The organism is Streptomyces sp. NPDC028907, from assembly GCF_055564995.1.
Genome location: NZ_JBVHVE010000006.1, coordinates 519,652 through 538,673, shown reverse-complemented (window position 1 = coordinate 538,673; position 19,022 = coordinate 519,652). Strand labels below are relative to the sequence as shown.

General features: G+C 70.9%; 19 protein-coding genes. 11 read left to right on the top strand and 8 right to left on the bottom strand.

Annotated features, from left to right (window positions below; all coding sequences use genetic code 11):
• Window positions 1-18 precede the first annotated feature (18 nt).
• Both ACZ4UU_RS21540 and ACZ4UU_RS21535 read right to left on the bottom strand, forming a co-directional pair.
• Window positions 19-333: an AzlD domain-containing protein gene (locus tag ACZ4UU_RS21540; RefSeq protein WP_471904968.1), complete on the bottom strand. Its 315-nt coding sequence runs from the start codon at window positions 331-333 to the stop codon at window positions 19-21.
• The gene (locus tag ACZ4UU_RS21535) at window positions 330-1,028 is read right to left on the bottom strand and encodes an AzlC family ABC transporter permease (protein WP_471904967.1); all 699 of its coding nucleotides are present in this window, start codon (window positions 1,026-1,028) and stop codon (window positions 330-332) included. Before ACZ4UU_RS21535 ends, ACZ4UU_RS21540 begins: the two co-directional genes overlap by 4 nt.
• 68 nt (window positions 1,029-1,096) lie before the next feature.
• On the opposite strand from ACZ4UU_RS21535, the gene ACZ4UU_RS21530 reads away from it, so the two are divergent.
• Complete coding sequence (locus tag ACZ4UU_RS21530; RefSeq protein ID WP_062724209.1) at window positions 1,097-1,669, top strand: helix-turn-helix domain-containing protein; 573 nt, start codon at window positions 1,097-1,099, stop codon at window positions 1,667-1,669.
• A 112-nt stretch (window positions 1,670-1,781) separates the two neighbouring features.
• Here ACZ4UU_RS21530 and ACZ4UU_RS21525 read toward each other — a convergent pair whose 3' ends face one another.
• On the bottom strand, window positions 1,782-1,985 hold the full coding sequence (locus ACZ4UU_RS21525) for a cold-shock protein (protein ID WP_003992177.1): 204 nt from the start codon (window positions 1,983-1,985) through the stop codon (window positions 1,782-1,784).
• A 347-nt stretch (window positions 1,986-2,332) separates the two neighbouring features.
• On the opposite strand from ACZ4UU_RS21525, the gene ACZ4UU_RS21520 reads away from it, so the two are divergent.
• Together ACZ4UU_RS21520 and ACZ4UU_RS21515 are read left to right on the top strand one after the other, a co-directional pair.
• Entirely contained in the window at window positions 2,333-3,181 is an 849-nt protein-coding gene (locus tag ACZ4UU_RS21520) for a menaquinone biosynthetic enzyme MqnA/MqnD family protein (protein ID WP_471904966.1), read from the top strand.
• A gap of 45 nt (window positions 3,182-3,226) precedes the next feature.
• The gene (locus ACZ4UU_RS21515; RefSeq protein WP_471904965.1) at window positions 3,227-4,948 is read left to right on the top strand and encodes a serine/threonine-protein kinase; all 1,722 of its coding nucleotides are present in this window, start codon (window positions 3,227-3,229) and stop codon (window positions 4,946-4,948) included.
• A 68-nt stretch (window positions 4,949-5,016) separates the two neighbouring features.
• Here the strand turns inward: ACZ4UU_RS21515 and ACZ4UU_RS21510 are convergent, their stop codons facing one another.
• Both ACZ4UU_RS21510 and ACZ4UU_RS21505 read right to left on the bottom strand, forming a co-directional pair.
• A complete protein-coding gene (locus tag ACZ4UU_RS21510) occupies window positions 5,017-6,093 on the bottom strand; it encodes a serine/threonine-protein kinase (RefSeq protein WP_471904964.1) in 1,077 nt (358 codons plus the stop codon).
• Between the two features lie 40 nt (window positions 6,094-6,133).
• On the bottom strand, window positions 6,134-7,690 hold the full coding sequence (locus ACZ4UU_RS21505) for a hypothetical protein (RefSeq protein WP_471904963.1): 1,557 nt from the start codon (window positions 7,688-7,690) through the stop codon (window positions 6,134-6,136).
• Between the two features lie 160 nt (window positions 7,691-7,850).
• Here ACZ4UU_RS21505 and ACZ4UU_RS21500 point away from each other — a divergent pair, with 160 nt between their 5' ends.
• The 3 genes from ACZ4UU_RS21500 to ACZ4UU_RS21490 all read left to right on the top strand — a co-directional run bounded on the left by ACZ4UU_RS21500 (window position 7,851) and on the right by ACZ4UU_RS21490 (window position 10,485).
• Window positions 7,851-8,585: a prepilin peptidase gene (locus ACZ4UU_RS21500; RefSeq protein ID WP_471904962.1), complete on the top strand. Its 735-nt coding sequence runs from the start codon at window positions 7,851-7,853 to the stop codon at window positions 8,583-8,585.
• A 72-nt stretch (window positions 8,586-8,657) separates the two neighbouring features.
• Window positions 8,658-9,872, top strand: coding sequence for a cyclic dehypoxanthinyl futalosine synthase (mqnC, locus tag ACZ4UU_RS21495; RefSeq protein ID WP_471904961.1), 1,215 nt, complete (start codon window positions 8,658-8,660; stop codon window positions 9,870-9,872).
• A gap of 7 nt (window positions 9,873-9,879) precedes the next feature.
• Window positions 9,880-10,485 carry a hypothetical protein gene (locus ACZ4UU_RS21490; protein WP_471904960.1) on the top strand — a complete coding sequence of 202 codons (606 nt, stop codon included), beginning with the start codon at window positions 9,880-9,882 and terminating at the stop codon, window positions 10,483-10,485.
• A gap of 55 nt (window positions 10,486-10,540) precedes the next feature.
• On the opposite strand, the gene ACZ4UU_RS21485 is transcribed toward ACZ4UU_RS21490, so the two are convergent.
• Window positions 10,541-11,554: a chitinase gene (locus tag ACZ4UU_RS21485; protein WP_471904959.1), complete on the bottom strand. Its 1,014-nt coding sequence runs from the start codon at window positions 11,552-11,554 to the stop codon at window positions 10,541-10,543.
• Between the two features lie 236 nt (window positions 11,555-11,790).
• On the opposite strand from ACZ4UU_RS21485, the gene ACZ4UU_RS21480 reads away from it, so the two are divergent.
• From ACZ4UU_RS21480 to ACZ4UU_RS21465, 4 genes are read left to right on the top strand one after another with little or no spacing between them, the layout of a single operon-like run.
• The gene (locus ACZ4UU_RS21480) at window positions 11,791-12,192 is read left to right on the top strand and encodes a hypothetical protein (protein WP_471904958.1); all 402 of its coding nucleotides are present in this window, start codon (window positions 11,791-11,793) and stop codon (window positions 12,190-12,192) included.
• Between the two features lie 19 nt (window positions 12,193-12,211).
• Entirely contained in the window at window positions 12,212-14,512 is a 2,301-nt protein-coding gene (locus tag ACZ4UU_RS21475) for a bifunctional polysaccharide deacetylase/glycosyltransferase family 2 protein (protein WP_471904957.1), read from the top strand.
• A gap of 55 nt (window positions 14,513-14,567) precedes the next feature.
• Window positions 14,568-15,722, top strand: coding sequence for an acyltransferase family protein (locus ACZ4UU_RS21470; RefSeq protein ID WP_471904956.1), 1,155 nt, complete (start codon window positions 14,568-14,570; stop codon window positions 15,720-15,722).
• A 23-nt stretch (window positions 15,723-15,745) separates the two neighbouring features.
• Window positions 15,746-16,441: a demethylmenaquinone methyltransferase gene (locus ACZ4UU_RS21465; RefSeq protein ID WP_471904955.1), complete on the top strand. Its 696-nt coding sequence runs from the start codon at window positions 15,746-15,748 to the stop codon at window positions 16,439-16,441.
• Here the strand turns inward: ACZ4UU_RS21465 and ACZ4UU_RS21460 are convergent.
• Window positions 16,428-16,739: a PASTA domain-containing protein gene (locus tag ACZ4UU_RS21460; RefSeq protein WP_471904954.1), complete on the bottom strand. Its 312-nt coding sequence runs from the start codon at window positions 16,737-16,739 to the stop codon at window positions 16,428-16,430. The genes ACZ4UU_RS21465 and ACZ4UU_RS21460 overlap by 14 nt on opposite strands.
• A 151-nt stretch (window positions 16,740-16,890) precedes the next feature.
• Window positions 16,891-17,397, bottom strand: a complete 507-nt coding sequence (locus ACZ4UU_RS21455; protein WP_471904953.1) for a GNAT family N-acetyltransferase — start codon at window positions 17,395-17,397, stop codon at window positions 16,891-16,893.
• A gap of 98 nt (window positions 17,398-17,495) precedes the next feature.
• On the opposite strand from ACZ4UU_RS21455, the gene ACZ4UU_RS21450 reads away from it, so the two are divergent.
• Window positions 17,496-18,815 carry a geranylgeranyl reductase family protein gene (locus ACZ4UU_RS21450; protein WP_471904952.1) on the top strand — a complete coding sequence of 440 codons (1,320 nt, stop codon included), beginning with the start codon at window positions 17,496-17,498 and terminating at the stop codon, window positions 18,813-18,815.
• The last annotated feature ends 207 nt before the right edge of the window (window positions 18,816-19,022 follow it).

The following is a 19,022-nucleotide window of genomic DNA, read 5'->3' as shown; positions in this document are numbered from 1 at the left end:
TTCTCCCACGGCCCCTCCTCACGCCACCCCGACCGCCCGCAGCACCGCGGTGACCCCGGCCGCCCCCAGCACCACCACCGGGAACGGCGCCCGCCGCCAGGCCAGTACGCCGGCCGCCAGCACCCCGGCCGGCCGCGCCCACCCCGCGAAACCCCCGCCCTCGGTCAGCGCGCCCGTGGCCAACAGGGCCACCAGCAGGACGATCGCGCCCGCCGACAGCAGCTCCTGCACCCGCGAGGGCAGCGCCACCCGGCCGTGCAGCACCGGCCCCACCAGCCGGAAGGCATACGTCCCGACCGCCAGCGCCAGGATCATGGCCACCGTCGCGCTCATGCCGTACGCCCCACGCCGCGCCCGTGTCCGACGAGCCCTGCCAGGGCCACCAGCACCGGCACCCCGGCCGGGACGGCGGGCGTCACCGCCAGCGCCAGCCCGGCGCCGAGCAGCGCGCACCGCCGTACGGCCGGATTCGCGCGCAGGGCGGGCAGCACCAGGGCGACGAGGACGGCGGGGAAGGCCGCGTCCAGTCCGTAGTTGCCGGTGTCGCCGAGCGCGTCGCCGGCCAGCGCGCCGGCCAGGACGCCGAGGTTCCAGACGGTGAACAGGCCGAGCCCGGAGATCCAGAACGCCGCCCGTCGCCGCGCCGGATCCGACTGGGCGAGGGCGAAGGCCACCGTCTCGTCGGTCACCAGGTGCGCGCCGAAGAGGCGGGCGAGGCGGCCCCGGCCGAGGATGTCCGCGACGGCGAGGCTGAAGGCCACCGTGCGGGTGTTGAGCAGCAGCCCCGTCGCCGCGGCGGCCACCGGCCCGCCCCCGGCGAGCAGTACACCGACCGCGCTGAACTGGGCGGACCCCGCGTACACGACCAGCGACATCACCACCGGCACCCATACGGGCAGCCCGCCGGCCACCGAGATCGCGCCGAAGGAGACACCGACCACACCGCTGGCCAGCCAGACGAGTGAGCTGTCACGGACCAGGGAGCTGTCGGGTGGGGTGCCCGGGGGTGTTCGGAGTAGCGAACGCATGTTTTCTACAATGGACAGCAGCAGGCCTGTTCGTCAAGGCGAACGATCGTACCGATGGAGCGAACACGATGTCCGACGCGGCGCCCCCGCCCTCCCGGCTGCCCCTCGACTGGATCGCGGCGTCCCTGCGGCGCGAGCGCACCCGGGCCGGGCTGTCCCTCTCCGAACTGGCCAAACGGGCCGGGATCGCCAAGTCCACGCTCTCCCAGCTGGAGGCGGGCGGCGGAAATCCCAGCGTGGAGACGCTGTGGGCACTCGGGGTGGCGCTCGGGGTGCCGTTCAGCGCGCTGGTGGAGCCGCCGTCGCCCGCGGTCCAGGTGATCCGGTCCGGCGAGGGGCCCACCGTCGCCTCCGAGCGGGCGGACTACGTGGCCACCCTGCTCTCGGCCAGCCCGCCCGGCGCCCGCCGGGACATCTACCACCTGCGAGCCGAACCGGGAGCGGCCCGGGAGTCGGAGCCGCACATTCCGGGATCCGTGGAGCATCTGGTCGTCAGCACGGGGCGGCTGAAGGCGGGGCCGCGGGGGGAGGCGGTGGAGCTGGGGCCCGGGGACTACATGACGTATCGCGGGGATGTGCCGCACGCGTACGAGGCGCTGCTGCCCGGGACGACGTTCGTGCTGATCATGCAGCACGTGTGAGGTGGGAAAGGCAGGGGCGGGAAAGGCAGGAGCCCCGTTGCCTTGCGGCACGGGGCTCCTTGGGTACTGCTATCTGTTCCGGATCAAAGCACCAGGCTCCGAGACCGAAGACTCAGACCGGGGTGACGTTCTCCGCCTGAGGACCCTTCGGGCCCTGCGTCACGTCGAAGGAGACCTGCTGGTTCTCCTCCAGCGAACGGAAACCGCTCGCGTTGATCGCGGAGTAGTGAACGAAGACGTCGGGGCCGCCGCCTTCTTGGGCGATGAAGCCAAAGCCCTTTTCGGCGTTGAACCACTTCACGGTTCCGGTAGCCATAAGCCCTCCTTGGGCCCAAAGGGTTGCCCTGCTCCAGAACCCTGCAAGTGTGAAAACAAGATGCCGCACAACTGCATACGTCTGAAAACGACGAGAGCCCGCGGTCACATGCTCCGCAGGCTCTGTACTGCAAGGGAAACCAAACTGCAACTTGCGGCGAGCCTAGCACGCGGGCAGCCGAAAGCAATAGAGGTCAAGATCACGTCACCCGGATGTTTGAAGATCGAGTGTCGGCTTGACGGAAAGATCCCGTGTCGACTTGACGAGCCGGGGGTTAAGGGCGGTTGTGACGGAGGTGTCACGACCCTGAGGGCTGCACGCTACCCCATGGGGTCTACTGTCGCGATGTGGACAATTCTCGCACCCGGCCGCGCGTAGGCCACATCCAGTTCCTGAACTGCCTGCCCCTGTACTGGGGGCTCGCGAGAACGGGCACGCTCCTCGACTTCGAGCTGACCAAGGACACCCCGGAGAAGCTCAGCGAGCAGCTCGTGCGCGGCGACCTCGACATCGGGCCGATCACCCTCGTCGAGTTCCTGCGCAACGCCGACGACCTGGTCGCCTTCCCCGACATCGCGGTCGGCTGCGACGGCCCCGTGATGTCCTGCGTGATCGTCTCGCAGGTCCCGCTGGACCAGCTGGACGGAGCCCGGGTCGCTCTCGGCTCCACCTCGCGCACCTCGGTCCGCCTGGCCCAGCTGCTGCTCGCCGAGCGCTACGGCGTGAGCCCCGACTACTACACCTGCCCGCCCGACCTCAGCGTGATGATGCAGGAGGCGGAGGCGGCCGTACTCATCGGAGACGCCGCGCTGCGGGCCAACCTCCTGGACGGCCCCCGCTACGGCCTCGAAGTGCACGACCTCGGCGCGCTCTGGAAGGAGTGGACCGGGCTGCCGTTCGTCTTCGCGGTCTGGGCGGCGCGCCGGGACTACCTGGAGCGCGAGCCGGTCATCACCCGCAAGGTCCACGAGGCCTTCCTCGACTCCCGCAACCTCTCCCTGGAGGAGGTCGGCAAGGTCGCCGAGCAGGCGGCCCGCTGGGAGGCCTTCGACGAGCGGATCCTGGAGCGGTACTTCACCACCCTCGACTTCCGCTTCGGCGGCCCGCAGCTGGAGGCGGTCGCGGAGTTCGCACGCCGGGTGGGTCCGACCACGGGATTCCCGGCGGACGTGAAGGTGGATCTGCTCCAGCCGTAGAGTTTTACCGGCGTATTGAGCCGTACGGGGGAAGGGTGGACGCCGATGCAGCCGCTCGGAGTTGACGAGCCCACCGTCGTCGGACCGTACCGGCTGCTCGGCCGGCTCGGCTCCGGCGGCATGGGCCGGGTGTACCTGGGCCGCAGCGCGGGCGGCCGTACGGTCGCCGTCAAGATCGTGCACCCGCACTTCGCGCTGGACGAGGAGTTCCGGGCCCGCTTCCGCCGGGAGGTGGACGCCGCGCGGCGGGTGGGCGGCGCCTGGACGGCGCCCGTGCTGGACGCGGACCCGGAGGCGGCGGTGCCGTGGGTGGCCACGGGGTACGCGGCGGGTCCCTCGCTGGCCGCCGCGGTCGCGGACTCCGGCGCGCTGCCCGCCCACTCCGTACGGGCGCTGGGCGCCGGGCTGGCCGAGGCGCTGGCGGCCGTGCACGAACTGGGGCTGGTGCACCGGGACGTGAAGCCGTCGAACGTCCTGCTGACCCTGGACGGCCCCCTGCTGATCGACTTCGGCATCGCCCGGGCCACCGACGGCACCGCGTCCCTGACGTCCACCGGCGTCTCCATCGGCTCCCCCGGCTACATGTCGCCCGAGCAGATCCTCGGCAAGGGCATCACGGGAGCGGCCGACGTCTTCTCGCTGGGCGCGGTGCTGGCGTACGCGGCGACAGGGGAGCCGCCGTTCCCCGGGGACTCGTCGGCGGCGCTGCTGTACAAGGTCGTGCACGAGGAGCCCGAACTCGGTCCGCTGGACGGCGAGGTGCGCGAGCTGGTGGCGGCCTGTCTGGCCAAGGAGCCGGGGGCGCGGCCCGCCCCGACCGAGCTGGCGCGACGGCTGGCCCCGGACGGGGCGGCCCGGCTGGTGGCGGGCGGGTGGCTGCCGGGCGGGCTGGTCGAGCAGGTCAGCCGCAGTGCGGTCCAGCTGCTGAACCTGGACGCCGCCGACACCGGGGCGGAGGTCGTCTCGGGGCCGGTGGCGTTCAGCCGGCCGGCGACGGTGGGGGAGTTCGGGCCGCCGCCGGTGATGCCCGGGGTGCCCGTGGGCGGGGTGCCCCTGGGCAGTGCGCCTGTGCCTGTGCCTGTGCCTGTGCCCGAGACCGTGCCGCCCGTGGGCGTGCCCGAACCGCGCGATGCCGTGCCGCAGGACACGGCCCCCGCCTCCGGCTCAGGCGACCGGCCCGGGAAACTCTCCCTCTCGGTCGCGGCGGCCTCGACGCCGGGGGAGGGCGGCCGTGGGCGGCGGCTCAGCTGCACCGTGGCGCTCGCGGTGGCGGGGGCGTTGGCCGCGGTGACGGTGGGGACCGTGTTCGTGTTCGAGCTGCTTCCGGGCAGAGGCCAGGACACCAACGCCGGTTCCGATGCCCCCGCGCCCGCGGCGCCGGACGACGGCGTCTCCGGCGCACCGATCGAAAGCGACGTACCCGATCGCTATGTCGGAACCTGGGAGGGCAAGGCCAACGCCCTGAACGGAGCCCTGCCGGCCGGGACCTTCCGGCTCACCGTGCACAAGGCCGCCATCGGCGAGGAGTTGGGCACTCTCCGGTCGACGGACCTGCTCGGCCTCTCCTGCAACGACGTACTGACCCTGAAGAAGGTGACGGCGAAGGAGCTCGTCGTGACGTCCGTGGGCCGGAAGACCAACCACGGCGGCTGCAACCCGAAACCGCACACCGTCCGGATCAGGCCGACCGGCGACGACCTGCTGTACCAATCCGAGAGCGACGCGGAGGGGAACCCCGAGGCGCGGTTGTCGAAGATCGACGAGTAGCGGGGCCGAGGGTCCGGCAGCGGTGGCAACTCCCGCGCCGCACCGTCGCGGTGCAGGTGATCCGCTCCTCAGTCGCCGCCCCCGCCGCCGCCTCCACCGTCACCCCCGCCGTCCCCGCCCCCACCGGAGTCGCCGCCGGCCCCGCCGTCCCCGCCGTCCGAGCCCCAGCCGTCGCTGCCGCCGGGCTCGTTGTCGTCGCTGCCGCTCCCGAGGTTGGTGAACCAGGGGCGGTCCCACCACTCGTCGACGGCGATCGGCTCGCCCCCGACCGCCACCGGGCGCCGCTGAGACCGGAAGCGCGCCAGGCCCGTCGTGTCCCCGAGCCCGAAGGCGACGGCGAAGGCATGCGCCATGACCACGTCCAGCGGGTCGGCGCTCTCCCACCGCACCGGGGCCAGCGGGAGCAGTACCGAGCCCGGCTCGGGCACCGGGCGGCGCGCGGGGCGGGTCAGCAGGGCGACGGGCCGTTCGTCGCGCAGCAGCCACGAACTCGTCGCGTTCTCCCGCCGCAGCACCCAGCGCTGCCCGGGCAGCCGCACCTCGACGGAACTCTTCGACTTGCGCCGCTTCTTGTCGAGGCTGAGCTGCGCGGTCATGTCACCGACGGTCAGCCACAGGCCCTTGGCCGGCTGGGGGGAGTCCCGGCGGAACCCGTGGGGTGCCCGGATACGGACGACGGGAGCCCCGGGCCCCCACACGTCCACGCGCACCAGGCGCCGGTCCACGGCGACGGCGACCGGCCCGGCGGGGCCCGGCGCGAACCGCCGCGCGATCCACAGCGGCACGCCCTCGGCCCGGGCCCGGTCCGCCAGGGCGGCCACCTGCTCGGGCCCACCACACCGCTGTACCGCCAACTCCCCCAGCGCGCGGGCGAACTCGGCTGCCTGCCGTACCTTCACCGGCGTGGCGGTCCCGGTGACGCGGGTCACCGGGACGATTCCCGGCCCCTCGGCCAGCCGCTGAAGCGGGCGTTCCGCCCCGCCGCCCCCGAGCCAGGACCCGCGCCGGAACGCCTCGGCCATGGCACCGAGGTTCAGCTCACCGAGCGGCGTCGCCCGGCCGCCGCGCCGCAGCTGGTCCCCGGTCAACTCGACAGTCCGCGCCAGCGGATTCCACGACCGCTCGCCGTACAGCACCTGGCTCACAACAACCCCCCGTACGTATGTGGCTCGCCAGAGCACACGCTCACACAGCCGGGTTCGGTTTCCGCCGCCGCAGCACCCTGCCCACGATCCCCAGCAGGCCCGCCACCACCCCGAAGACCGCTCCGGCCACCAGAGCGCCCGGGAACAGCGCCGACCAGAAGTCGGGGCCGAAGAGTGGCGGCAGTTCGTCCTCGCGCACGGCGTCCGTGACCGGGTACGGGCTGTCGGCCGTGGCCGGCTCGTCGGAGCGCTCGGTCTTGTCGAGCACGGTCATCAGGGCGGCGAGGCGGCTGCCCATCAGGTGGTCGTCGGCGTCGAGGGCACTGGCGTCCCCGACCGTGATGGATTCCGGCAGATCGAATTCGAGGCTGTAACTGTCCAGCCGCAGCCCGTAGTTGAAGACGTCGATCGAGCCGTGCAGCGGGTCGGCGACCACGTACACGCCGTCCTCGCCCACCTTGTCGTGGATCGCCGCGGCGAACGCCGCCTCGTCCCCGCCGGACTCGTCCTCCATCAGCTGCGGGACGAGCGAGACGAAGACCGGGCCACCGCCCTCGGAGCGCGCGAACGCACGGATGCGGTCGTGGAGCCGGTCCAGCTGAGCGGCGTCCAGGACCCGCGGGCTCTCCGGGTCCGCGTACACCGGGTCCTTGCCCAGGCCTTCCGCCACCCGGTCGAGGCGGGCGTTCAGCTCGAACGCCCGGGGCGGCGGTGACCAGCTCGACCGGGTCTGGCCGTAGACGAGGGGGGCGGCCACGACGATGGCGACGGCGGAGGCGAGGGCCAGGACCGCGACGGTCCAGCGCAGCGCGCGGCTCGCCTTGGGCACAACCGGCCCCTTGGCCTGCTTGCCTGACTTGCCCTTCTTCGTCTGCTTGGCCCCCTTGGGCTGGGGGGCTTGCGAAAGGCGGTGCCACCAGCGCCGTACGTACGGAACCAGCACCAGGATCAGCAGCGGTACGACGACGAGCAGGACGCCCGTGAGGGACGACTGCTCGCTGCGGTCGGTCGAGCCGATGTACGCGTCCGCGGGCTCGGCGCCGTCGTCGTACTTCCCGCGTGCCGCCTCCGCCCGCGCCGCCGCCTTCTCGTCGCCCTGCGCGACGACCTCGGCGAAGCGCTCGAAGCGGCGCAGCGGGCCCGCGTCGTAGGGGAGTTCGTAGAGGGCGACCGTCTGGGCGTCGTCCGCCGGGGCGTCGACTCCGTACGCGACGGCGTCCGTCACCCTCGACTCGTCGACGAGTACGTACAGCCCGTCCCGGCCGAGCCGCTCGTGGACCGCGTCGAGCAGTCCCGGGTCGGCGCCGCTCAGGCTCGGGAGGACGAGGACGTACGTCGGAACACCGGTGCGCTCGGCCACTCTGGCGAAGTCGCGGGCAGTGGACTGCGGTACCTCGCGGGGGAGTTGGTCGGTGACGTGGACCGGGTTCTCGCGGAGGCGGTCGGCGAGGTAGGCGGCCTGGGGTGCCGTGTCGGTGGCCGCCCGGGCGGGGACCGTGGCGGTCGCGAACAGGGCTGCCAGGGCACAGAGGGCGAGGAACACGCGGGCGGCGTGGGTGCGCCATGGGTGCCGGGTCCCGCGTATGCCGATTGCCATGGTTGTGCGCACTGCTGTCTTCCCCCGTGTCACGCCGACCGCTGTTGCTCGCGGCACTCTACTGAGTACGTCGTCGGCGCCGCCTTCGACGGGGGCCGTGGGAGTCCATAAGATCTCGATACCTTCAACAGATCCTCATATCCGAACCCAGGACACCGTCATGAACACCGCCCTGCTGGTGCTCGTCGCCGCGCTCTGGGGTGCCGTCGCGGGGGCGCTGCTGCCCCGGGCCGCGTACCGGTTCTCCGCGCCGGAGGGGGAGGAGTGGCGGGGGCGGTGTCCGGGTGGGCATCCGATCGAGGGCTGGTCCGGGCGGGCCCGGTGCGGGCGGTGCGAGGCCGGTACGCCGCCGTACGGGCCCGGCGCCCCGGGACTCGCCGCTGCCACCGCCCTCGTCTGCGCCGCCCTCGCCGCCGCCACCGACACCCGGCCCGAGCTGGGTGTCTGGCTGCTGCTGGCGCCCGTCGGCGTACTGCTCACGGTCGTCGACTTCCGGGTACGGCGGCTGCCCAACCCGCTGACCCTCACCCTGGCGCTCGCCGCACCAGCCCTGCTCGGCCTGGTCGCCCTCGTACCCGAGCACGCCGGTGACTGGCCGACGGCCCTGTGGGCCACGCTCGCGCTCGGCGCCGGCTACTACGTGCTGTACCTCGTCAACCCCGGCGGCATGGGCTTCGGCGATGTGAAGCTGGCGCTCGGGGTGGGGGCGGCGCTGGGCTGGTACGGCTGGTCGACGGTCATGCTCGGCACCTTCGCCGGGTTCCTGTTCGGGGCGCTCTACGGCTGGGCCCTGGTGCTGCTGCGCAGGGCCGGGCGCAAGACGGCGATACCGTTCGGGCCGTTCCTGCTCGGCGGGGCGTTCGTGGGGCTGCTGATCGGCGCGTACGCGGCCTGACCTCCGGACGCCGAAAACGCTGGCGTAGGCTGGTCGGGTCCGTCCAACCCCTTGACGAAAGGGACGCCCCCGGTGACCGAGAAGGCCGACCTCACGTCGTTTGATGTCACAGCCGTCCTCGACCGTGCCGCAGCGGGCGGACGCATCACCCCCGAGGAAGCGCTCGTCCTCTACCGCGACGCCCCGCTGCACGCGCTGGGCGCCGCCGCCGACGCCGTACGCCGCCGCAAGTACGCGGGCACCGAGCACATCGCGACGTACATCATCGAGCGCAACATCAACTACACGAACGTGTGCGTCACGGCGTGCAAGTTCTGCGCCTTCTACGCGGCTCCCAAGGACAAGGCCAAGGGCTGGACCCGCGACCTCGACGACATCCTGCGGCGCTGTGCCGAGACCGTCGAGCTGGGCGGCACCCAGATCATGTTCCAGGGCGGCCACCACCCGGACTATGGCGTCGAGTACTACGAGAAGCACTTCGCCGCGATCAAGAAGGAGTTCCCGCAGCTCGTCATCCACAGCCTGGGGGCGAGCGAGGTCGAGCACATGGCCCGGATCTCCGGTGTGTCGGTCGAGGAGGCCATCACCCGGATCCACGAGGCCGGGCTCGACTCCTTCGCGGGCGCCGGTGCCGAGCTGCTGCCCGAGCGGCCGCGCAAGGCCATCGCCCCGCTGAAGGAGAGCGGCGAGCGCTGGCTGGAGATCATGGAGGCCGCGCACAACCTCGGTGTCGAGTCCACGTCGACCATGCTCATGGGCACGGGCGAGACCAACGCCGAGCGCATCGAGCACCTGCGGATGATCCGTGACGTCCAGGACCGCACGGGCGGCTTCCGGGCCTTCATCCCGTACACCTACCAGCCCGAGAACAACCACTTGAAGGGCCGTACGCAGGCCACGATCTTCGAGTACCTGCGGATGATCGCCATCGCGCGGCTGTTCATGGACAACATCCAGCACATCCAGGGCTCCTGGCTGACCACCGGCAAGGAGATCGGCCAGCTGTCGCTGCACTACGGTGCCGACGACCTCGGCTCGATCATGCTGGAGGAGAACGTCGTCTCCAGCGCCGGAGCCAAGCACCGCTCCAACCGGCTGGAGATCATCGACCTGATTCGCAAGGCGGGTCGGGTGCCGGCGCAGCGGACGACGACGTACGAGCACATCGTGGTGCACGACGACCCGGCGAACGACCCCGTCGACGAGCGGGTCGCCTCCCACATCTCGTCCACCGCGATCGAGGGCGGGACCGCGCACCCCGAGCTGAAGCTCCTCGCCTCCAACTGACCTGCCCGTGCTGACGATCCACGCCGACTCCCGGGGCCATGCGCTCGTCGTCCAGGGCGCGTGGATCGCGGATGCGGGGCGGTTGGCGGACCTGGTCGCCGCCCATCCGCGGGCACGGGTGCGGGAGTGGCCGGGCATCCTGACGCCCGGGCTGATCAACATCCACGGCAACGAGCTGCTGGAGGAGGCCTACCACCCCGATCCCCGCGAGGCCGACGAACTGGGGACCGAGCCGCTGACCGGGGACGCGTTGGCGGCCCTGGACATGGACGACGCGCGGTGGGGCGCGAGCGCGCGGCGGGCGGTACAGCGGATGCTGGCACACGGCACGGTCCGGGCGGCCTGCGAGTCACTGACCAATCGCGCGGTGCGCGACGCCGTGCACCGCTCCGGACTGGCGGTCACGGGCCGACTCGGCCGCCCCGGCGGAACCCCCGCGCTCGATCCGTACGACGCCGAGTGGCCGGTGACGTTCGCGGAACCGAGGGAGCGTCACTCCGCAGCCCGGTTCGCCGTGTTCGACGTGAGGGATGAGACGGAACTCGCGGAACGGGGTGCGGGGACGTGCGTGGCGACGGTGGCGGAGGGCCGGATCGTCTACCGCCGACGCTGACCGCGCGACCAGCCACGAACCGCCCGCACCCCGCGTACGACGGCCCCCCCCGAGCTCACCCCGAAAACGCCTCCGCAAACGCCCCCTCCTCCTGATCCACCCCACTGCAATTCGTCAACGCGTCATCCGAAGACGAATCATCACCACACGCCTGATCCCGAAACGTCGCCCACATGGACACCCACCCGACCCCCTTCCCCGCAGCGAACTCCCGCACCTGCGCCGCGTCATCAAGCGTGAACGTCTCGTTGTCCACGTCGTTCACCCCGAGCATCGACGTCAATGCCATCCCCTTCCAGGCGGCAGCGTCCGATATCCCGAAAAGCTCCTTCAACTGCGTGTGCGCGGCCTTGGCGGAGGTGAGGGCGTAGTCACCCATGTCCCCGTCGTACGACTCGCCGTAATTCATCGTCATGATGTTCACGGTCGAGACCTGAACGTCGTGCTCGTTGGCCGACTCCAGCAGCGCCACGCCGTCGTCGTCCAGCCCGGACGGCATCACCGGCAGCGTGAAGGAGACCTCCAGGCCGCCGCGTTCCTTCTGGAGCAGGGCAATCGCCTCGGACCGCAGGTCCACCGAGTCGGAGTCGGTCAGCTCGTCGCCCTCGATGTCGAAGTCCGCCTGGCTGGAACCGGCCGCGTCCAGCGCCTTCCCGTACGCCGCCGCCAGCTCGGACGCGCTGTCACAACTCGCCGCGAGCTCCGTGCCGGAGGCGCCGCCGAAGGAGACGCGGACGGTGGCGCCGTCCTGGACGAGCTTCGCGATACGGGACTTCGTGGCCGCGTCGGAGAGGGCCGTGCTGCCGTTCCACTTGGGGGTGCAGTCGCTGCCGTCGGAGATGACGAAGGCCAGGTTGTACGTCACCGGGGAGCCGGCGGCGTCGTTGTCGGAGGCCTCGGTGGCGCTCACGTAGGGGGCGTACGACGTGGTCGCCGAGGCCGACTCGGAGGGCTGCCGCGGTGTCGGCGGTGCCGCGTCCGCCGTGTCGTCGGAGCCCGCGGAGCACCCCGTGACGGCCAGTGCGAACATGCAGGTGAGCCCGGCCGTCGCCGTATGGAGACTCCGCATTGCGTGTGTACCCGCTTTCGTGATTTCTGTCTCGGGCCCGAAAACCCGGTACCTGTCCCGGACGGAAATGTCTCACACTCATCCAGGTCCAGGCCCTCAACTCCTTTCACGCGGCTGTGAAGTGCGCAGAGTTTCGCCAAAACTCTCAGGGAACGGACAGGTTAAGACGTTTCTCATGGGCTTCTCACATGGAGTGCAGAGCTGTGCGCACATAAAGGCTCCCTAATATCCGGGGAATGCATTCCGAGCCTGCCATCGAAAACGGCGCCGCCGCACCCGCCGTGCGCGGTCGCCGCCGCAAACGCGGCAACGGATCCGCCGAGGGACCCGTGTTCGTTGACAACTCCGGACGCCGCTCCAAGCTGCTGCGTCGCGTCGGCATCCTGGTCGGCCTCGCCTGTCTCGGGTACGCGGTCGTGCTGGGCATGGCCTTCATGGGCATCGGCACCTCGCTCACTCCGTCCGAGCTGCTGCCCTTCGCGAACGGCCAGGGCGGTCCCGGCGGCGGGGGCCCGGGCAACCAGCCCCAGGGCGGTATCGGCAACCCGGTCGCCCCGCCCAGCGGAACCCCCTCGGCGGCGCCGTCGGGCGCCCCCGTCCCGTCCACCTCCGCATCGCCCGCCGCGGCCGCCAACTGACCGGAGCGCAGCCCCACTCATGTCCACGACGACGCCCTCACGTCGCCGCCGTCGCGCCCCCTCCCGCATCGAGCGGGTGGCGGGCAAGGCCGCGGCCCTCCAGAAACCCCGGGTCATCCTGGCTCTGCTGCTCCTGCTCGCGCTGACCAGCGTCATGCTGCTCGACGGCTATCTGCGCGCCGAGGTCGGCGGCGACCAGCGGGTGCGCACGGGGGCCAGCTCCAGCAAGGTCCCCGACAAGATCCTCGACGGCGGACCGATCCTCACCTTCCGGGGCGGCCAGGCCACCACGGTCTCCGTCCCGGACAAGACGATCGCGCTCACCTTCGACGACGGACCGAACCCCACCTGGACGCCGCAGGTCCTGGAGATCCTCAAGAAGTACGACATCCCCGCCACGTTCTTCGTGGTCGGCTCGATGGTGTCGCGCTATCCGGGGATCGTCGCGGACATGGTCGAGCAGGGCGACGAGGTGGGCATCCACACCTTCACCCACGTCGACCTCTCCTACCAGAGCGACGCCCGCGTCAACCGCGAGATGCAGCAGACGCAGCTGGCGCTCGCGGGCGCGGCCGGCATCACGACGACGCTGTTCCGGGCGCCGTACTCGTCGGAGACGGACGCCATCGACAACTACAGCTGGCCCGTCTACAAGAAGCTCGGCGAGGACGGCTACACCAGCGTCTTCGTCGACACCGACAGCGACGACTGGAAGCGGCCCGGTGTCTCGAAGATCGTCAAGTGGGCGACGCCGGAGGACGGCGCGGGGGCGTCCGTCCTCTTCCACGACGCGGGCGGCGAGCGGTCGCAGACGATCAGGGCACTGCCGAAGTACATCGAGAAGATGAAGGCGAAGGGCTACACCTTCACGACGATCAGCGGCGCCATCCAGCAGGAGGAGTCGGCGAGCGGCCAGCAGGCGGGGACCGGCACTCCGGGCTCCGGCCGGCAGCCCGGTGGCCGGCCGCAGCAAGGCCCGAACGGGCAGACCGGTGGCGTGGGGACCTCGAACCTCCAGGCCGCCCACCGCGATGCCACCGGCGCGACCCTCTACGAGGGCAAGGCGCTGATCGGGGCCGTCGCCGTCGCCGAGTGGGCCGTCCCGGTGCTCTCGGTCGGCCTCATGGTCGTCGGCGTCGCCGTCATGGGCCGCTTCGGCATGATGCTGCTCCTCGCCCGCCGCCACTACCGGCAGCGCAACAGACGCCGGTTCAGCTGGGGACCGCCCGTCCACCAGCCGGTGAGCGTGATCGTCCCGGCGTACAACGAGAAGGAGTGCATCGCCAACACCCTCGAATCGCTGTCGAAGAGCACCCATCCGATCGAGATCATCGTCGTGGACGACGGCTCGACGGACGGTACGTCCGAGATCGCGCGCGAGGCGGCCTTCTCGCTCGGCATGACCAACGTCCGCGTCATCCGCCAGGAGAACGCGGGCAAGCCGGCCGCGCTGAACAACGGGGTGCGCAGCGCCAGTCACGACATCGTCGTGATGATGGACGGCGACACGGTCTTCGAGCCGGACACCGTACGGCAGCTGGTGCAGCCCTTCGCCGACCCCGAGGTCGGCGCGGTCGCCGGCAACGCCAAGGTCGGCAACCGCGACACGATCATCGGCGCCTGGCAGCACATCGAGTACGTGATGGGCTTCAACCTCGACCGCCGCATGTACGACCTGCTGCGCTGCATGCCGACCATCCCCGGCGCGATCGGCGCCTTCCGCCGCGAGGCGGTCCTGGAGGTCGGCGGCATGAGCGAGGACACCCTCGCCGAGGACACCGACATCACCATCGCCATGCACCGCGCGGGCCGGCGGGTCGTCTACCAGGAGCACGCGCGCGCGTGGACCGAGGCGCCGGGTTCCCTGAAGCAGCTGTGGTCGCAGCGCTACCGCTGGTCCTACGGCACCATGCAGGCCCTGTGGAAGCACCGCAAGTCCCTGACGGACAAGGGCGCTTCGGGCCGCTTCGGCCGGGTCGGCATGCCGCTCGTCGTGCTCTTCCAGATCGTCACGCCGGTCTTCGCCCCGCTGATCGACGTCTTCACCGTCTACACGATGATCTTCGTCGACTTCACGGCGGCGCTGCTGGCGTGGCTGGCGGTGCTGGGGGTTCAGCTGCTGTGCGCGGCGTACGCCTTCCGCCTGGACCGTGAGAAGTACCGCTATCTGCTGATGATGCCGCTCCAGCAGCTCGCCTACCGCCAGATGATGTACCTCGTCCTCATCCACTCCTGCATCACCGCGCTGACGGGCGGCCGCCTGCGCTGGCAGAAACTGAAGCGGACCGGTGAGGTCGGGACGCCGGCGGGGGTGAGCTGAGGTGGGCTCGCACAGGAGGGCGCCGGGTGCGGCCCGCACCGCTTCCGCTACCGCTGTGGGCAGTCGTTCCGCAGGGCGGAACGGGTGGGCACGGCCTGCAGCGTCGGGTCCCGATGCCAGGGACGCCAGGGAGGCCGACCTCGACCCGCGCCCCAAGCCCCCTGCGAGGGACCGCTACTTCGACACCCTCCGCGCCGTAGCCCTGGTCAGGGTCGTCGCCTACCACACCTTCGGCTGGGCCTGGGCGGGCATGGTCTTCCCCTCGATGGGGGTCATGTTCGCCCTGGCCGGCACGCTGATGGCGAAGTCCCTGGAGCGTCCCGCGCTCAAGGTGATCCGCGGCCGGCTGCGGCGCCTGCTGCCCCCGTTCTGGTTCTGGGGCTTCTTCGTGGTCGTGGCGATGCTGGTCCACGACTGGATGCCGGGCCGGCAGATCGTCTACTGGATCGTGCCGCTGGGCGACCCGCCGGGCAACGCGTGGGGCGAGCAGGCCTGGGAGATCCTCTGGTACCTGCGCACCTACCTCTGGTTCGTCCTGCTCTCCCCGCTGCTGCTGAGGCTGTTCCGCCTGGCCCCGGTCCCGGTGCTGCTGTCACTGGCCCCGATCCTGGTCGTCCACTTCGCCTGGGAACCCCCGGACAACCGCTTCGGCAGCGCGCTCACCGATCTGGCCACGTTCCTCTTCTGCTGGATCCTCGGCTTCGCCCACCGCGAGGGCGTCCTGCGCCGCCTCAAGCCGTCCGCCGTGACCGTCCTCTCGCTCGCGGCCGTCGCGTACGGCGGCTGGTACGCCTTCACACACCAGGCCGAGACGGGTTCCTACGACCTGGACGACATCCCGCTCGCGCAGGCGTTCTGGTCGGCGGGCTATGTGACGCTGCTGATGTACGCGAAGGACCACTTCCGTATCGACTTCGCCTGGCTGACCGGGTTCCGGCGCCTCGACCGCCTCGTCACGATCTTCAACGCGCGCGCGGTGACGATCTACCTCTGGCACGAGATCGCCCTGATCCTCGCCGTGCCGCTGATCGACCAGTTCTGGAACGTGCCCGCGTTCGAGACGTACCTGCCACTGGAGAGCCAGTGGTTCATGTTCGGCATCGGCTGGAGCCTGATCGTCGTCTTCGTGCTGCTGTGCGGCTGGGTCGAGGACATGGCCGGGAAGAAGAAGCCGAGGCTCCTCCCGGGAGGCCGTACCGCGACCGCGTGATGCCGTACTGCCACAATGGGCCCGTGACCCGCGCATCCCTGAACAAGCAGCCGCACGAAGTCGCCTCGATGTTCGACGACGTGGCGGAACGGTACGACCTGACGAACGACGTGCTGTCGCTCGGCCAGGACCGTGTCTGGCGCAAGGAGGTGGCCAAGGCCGTCGACGCCCGCCCCGCGCAGAAGGTCCTCGACCTGGCGGCCGGCACGGGCACCTCGTCCCTGCCCTTCGCGCGGACCGGCGCGTACGTCGTCCCCTGCGACTTCTCCCTCGGGATGCTCCAGGTCGGCAAGCGCAAGCACACCTGGCTGCCGTTCACGGCGGGCGACGCGACGAGACTGCCGTTCAAGGACGACACCTTCGACGCCGTGACGATCTCCTTCGGGCTGCGCAACGTCCAGGACTTCGACGCCGCCCTGCGCGAGATGTACCGGGTGACGCGGCCCGGCGGCCGGGTCGTGATCTGCGAGTTCTCGCACCCGACCTGGGCGCCGTTCCGCACGGTCTACACCGAGTACCTGATGCGCGCCCTGCCTCCGGTCGCCCGCGCGGTGTCCTCGAACCCCGACGCCTACGTCTACCTCGCCGAGTCCATCCGCGCCTGGCCCGACCAGCCGGCCCTCGCCGGGCACCTGCGCAAGGCCGGCTGGTCCAAGGTGGCCTGGCGGAATCTGACGGGCGGGGTCGTGGCCCTGCACCGGGGCTTCAAGCAGAGCTGACGACGGGGTACGGGTCCTCGGGCTGGTCGAGTTCGCGCTGGAGCCCGCCCGAGGGCGGCCGCGGGATGCGTGGCTCGCGCACGCCGCCGCCGCCCTCACCCTCGCCGAAGTCGAACCAGACGTAGACCGACGACTCCCGCGGCACCTCGGCACCGGGCTGGGGGTACTGGCGTACGACGTAGTCGACGACGGTGAGATGGAAGTCGGGCCGGTCCGGTGCGTTGAGGAGCAGGCCGTGCGACTTCGCTGCCTCGCGCGCGTCCATGGCCATCAGTCCGACGAGTTTCGGCACTCGCACCTCGGGCTTTTTGGGTGTTATGCGCACAGATGTCACCCCCAGCGGTACTGGCAGGGTAACCGCCCGGGGGTACCGACCGGAAGCGTCAAGTACCTTTCTGTAGCAGTCGATTACTGACAGTGACCCAACTGGAAGTGGCGCGTTCCCCGCTTCACAGGTCGAGCCGGTAGCAGTGCCCCTTCTGCCGCTCGTCCGGCGTGGTGAACACTTCCGCGAGCCGCATCCCCAGCCGCCGTGTCACCGCGATCGACCGCTCGTTGCGCGCGTCCACCATCGCCACCACGCCCCGCACCCCGGCCGCCCGCACCCGCTCCAGCGTCAGCTGAGCGGCCGCCGTGACATACCCCTTGCCCCAGTACTCCCGCCCGAGCCGCCAGCCGATCTCGATCTCGCCGGTGGGACCCCAGTGGCGTTCCCACGGCTGGGCTCCGGTGAAGCCGATGACCTGCTCGTCGTCGTCGAGCACGGTCCACAGGCAGTAGCCGCGCTCGGCGTCGTGGCGGCGCTGGCGGGCGGTGAGCTCCTCGTAGACGGACAGCTCCGCGGGCCTGCCGCCGTGGAACTCCATGACATCCGGGTGGGCGAAGATCCGGTGCCATGCGACGGCGTCCTCGTCGGTGGGGACACGGAGCCGTACGACAGGGAGAGCTCGGTTCACGGAGGCAGCCCTTCAGCCGGGTGATCGGTGCTGCTGAATAGACTGCCCATGTCCAGTGCCGGTCGGCACTCAGATTTCGAACTTGGGGAGATCCCGCCGTGACCGACGTGACCGAGCCCCTCTCCTCACCTCTCTCCTCGCCGCTCTCCGAGAACACCGCCGATGTGATCGTCGTGGGCGCGGGCCCGGCCGGCTCCACGACGGCGTACCACCTGGCCAAGTCCGGTCTCGACGTACTCCTGCTGGAGAAGACCGAGTTCCCGAGGGAGAAGGTCTGCGGTGACGGCCTGACCCCGCGCGCGGTCAAACAGCTGGTGGCGATGGGCATCGACATCTCCGAGGAAGCAGGCTGGCTGCGCAACAAGGGCCTCAGGATCATCGGCGGCGGCGTCCGCCTCCAGCTGGACTGGCCGGATCTCGCCTCCTTCCCGGACTACGGCCTCGTCCGCAAGCGCGACGACTTCGACGAGCAACTCGCCCGCCAGGCCCAGAAGGCAGGCGCCCGCCTCCACGAGCGCTGCAACGTCGGCGCCCCGATCGTCGACGACCGCACCGGCCGCATCACCGGCGTCCACGCCAAGCTCGGCGAGGACAAGCGCGAGGTCACCTTCCACGCCCCGCTGGTCGTCGCCGCCGACGGCAACTCCACGCGCCTGTCCCTGGCGATGGGCCTGCACCGCCGCGAGGACCGCCCGATGGGCGTGGCCGTACGGACGTACTTCGAAAGCCCCCGCCACGAGGACGACTACCTGGAGTCCTGGCTGGAGCTGTGGGACCGCCGCGGCCCCGGCGAGGACCGCCTCCTGCCCGGCTACGGCTGGATCTTCGGCATGGGCGACGGCACCTCCAACGTCGGCCTCGGCGTCCTGAACACCTCCGACTCCTTCAAGGAACTGGACTGGCGCGAGGTCCTGAAGGCCTGGTGCGCCTCCATGCCGGAGGACTGGGGCTACACCCCGGACAACATGACCGGCCCCATCCGCGGCGCCGCCCTTCCCATGGCCTTCAACCGCCAACCCCACTACACCAAGGGCCTGCTGCTGGTCGGCGACGCCGGCGGCCTGGTGAACCCCTTCAACGGCGAGGGCATCGCCTACGCCATGGAGTCCGGCCAGATCGCCGCCGACGTCATCGTCCAGGCCCACGCCCGCTCGACCCCGGCCGGCCGCGAACTCGCCCTCCAGCGCTACCCGCGCGTCCTGAAGGACACCTACGGCGGCTACTACACGCTGGGCCGCGCCTTCGTGAAGCTCATCGGCAACCCGAAGGTCATGAAGATCGCGGCCCAGCGCGGCCTGACCCACCCGCTCCTGATGAAGTTCACCCTGAAGCTCCTGGCCAACCTCACCGACCCGACGGGCGGCGACGCGATGGACCGGATCATCAACGGGCTGAGCAAGGTGGCGCCGAAGGCGTGAGAACCGCAAAGGCCAAAGGGAGTCGCGCTCTTCGAGTGTTTGAGTTCCTTTGAGGTCCCGCGGGTTTGGGTTCCTTTGGGTTCTTTGATGTGATCGATGCTGGTGATGTTTGCGGGAATGTGACCGTGCTGTGATGCGTCCGTGGACAACGCACCCGCGCCCGGCCGGGTCGAAGGGGGTGTGCCCGTCCGGGCACCCTCCCATCGA

What these genes read in the sequence shown, in the direction of transcription:
- ACZ4UU_RS21540 (WP_471904968.1), bottom strand. Translation starts at nt 333, where the DNA reads ATGAGCGCGACGGTGGCCATGATCCTGGCGCTGGCGGTCGGGACGTAT.
- ACZ4UU_RS21500 (WP_471904962.1), top strand. Translation starts at nt 7,851, where the DNA reads ATGAACACCGCCCTGCTGGTGCTCGTCGCCGCGCTCTGGGGTGCCGTC.
- ACZ4UU_RS21480 (WP_471904958.1), top strand. Translation starts at nt 11,791, where the DNA reads ATGCATTCCGAGCCTGCCATCGAAAACGGCGCCGCCGCACCCGCCGTG.
- ACZ4UU_RS21515 (WP_471904965.1), top strand. Translation starts at nt 3,227, where the DNA reads ATGCAGCCGCTCGGAGTTGACGAGCCCACCGTCGTCGGACCGTACCGG.
- ACZ4UU_RS21485 (WP_471904959.1), bottom strand. Translation starts at nt 11,554, where the DNA reads ATGCGGAGTCTCCATACGGCGACGGCCGGGCTCACCTGCATGTTCGCA.
- ACZ4UU_RS21525 (WP_003992177.1), bottom strand. Translation starts at nt 1,985, where the DNA reads ATGGCTACCGGAACCGTGAAGTGGTTCAACGCCGAAAAGGGCTTTGGC.
- ACZ4UU_RS21535 (WP_471904967.1), bottom strand. Translation starts at nt 1,028, where the DNA reads ATGCGTTCGCTACTCCGAACACCCCCGGGCACCCCACCCGACAGCTCC.
- ACZ4UU_RS21475 (WP_471904957.1), top strand. Translation starts at nt 12,212, where the DNA reads ATGTCCACGACGACGCCCTCACGTCGCCGCCGTCGCGCCCCCTCCCGC.
- ACZ4UU_RS21530 (WP_062724209.1), top strand. Translation starts at nt 1,097, where the DNA reads ATGTCCGACGCGGCGCCCCCGCCCTCCCGGCTGCCCCTCGACTGGATC.
- ACZ4UU_RS21505 (WP_471904963.1), bottom strand. Translation starts at nt 7,690, where the DNA reads ATGGCAATCGGCATACGCGGGACCCGGCACCCATGGCGCACCCACGCC.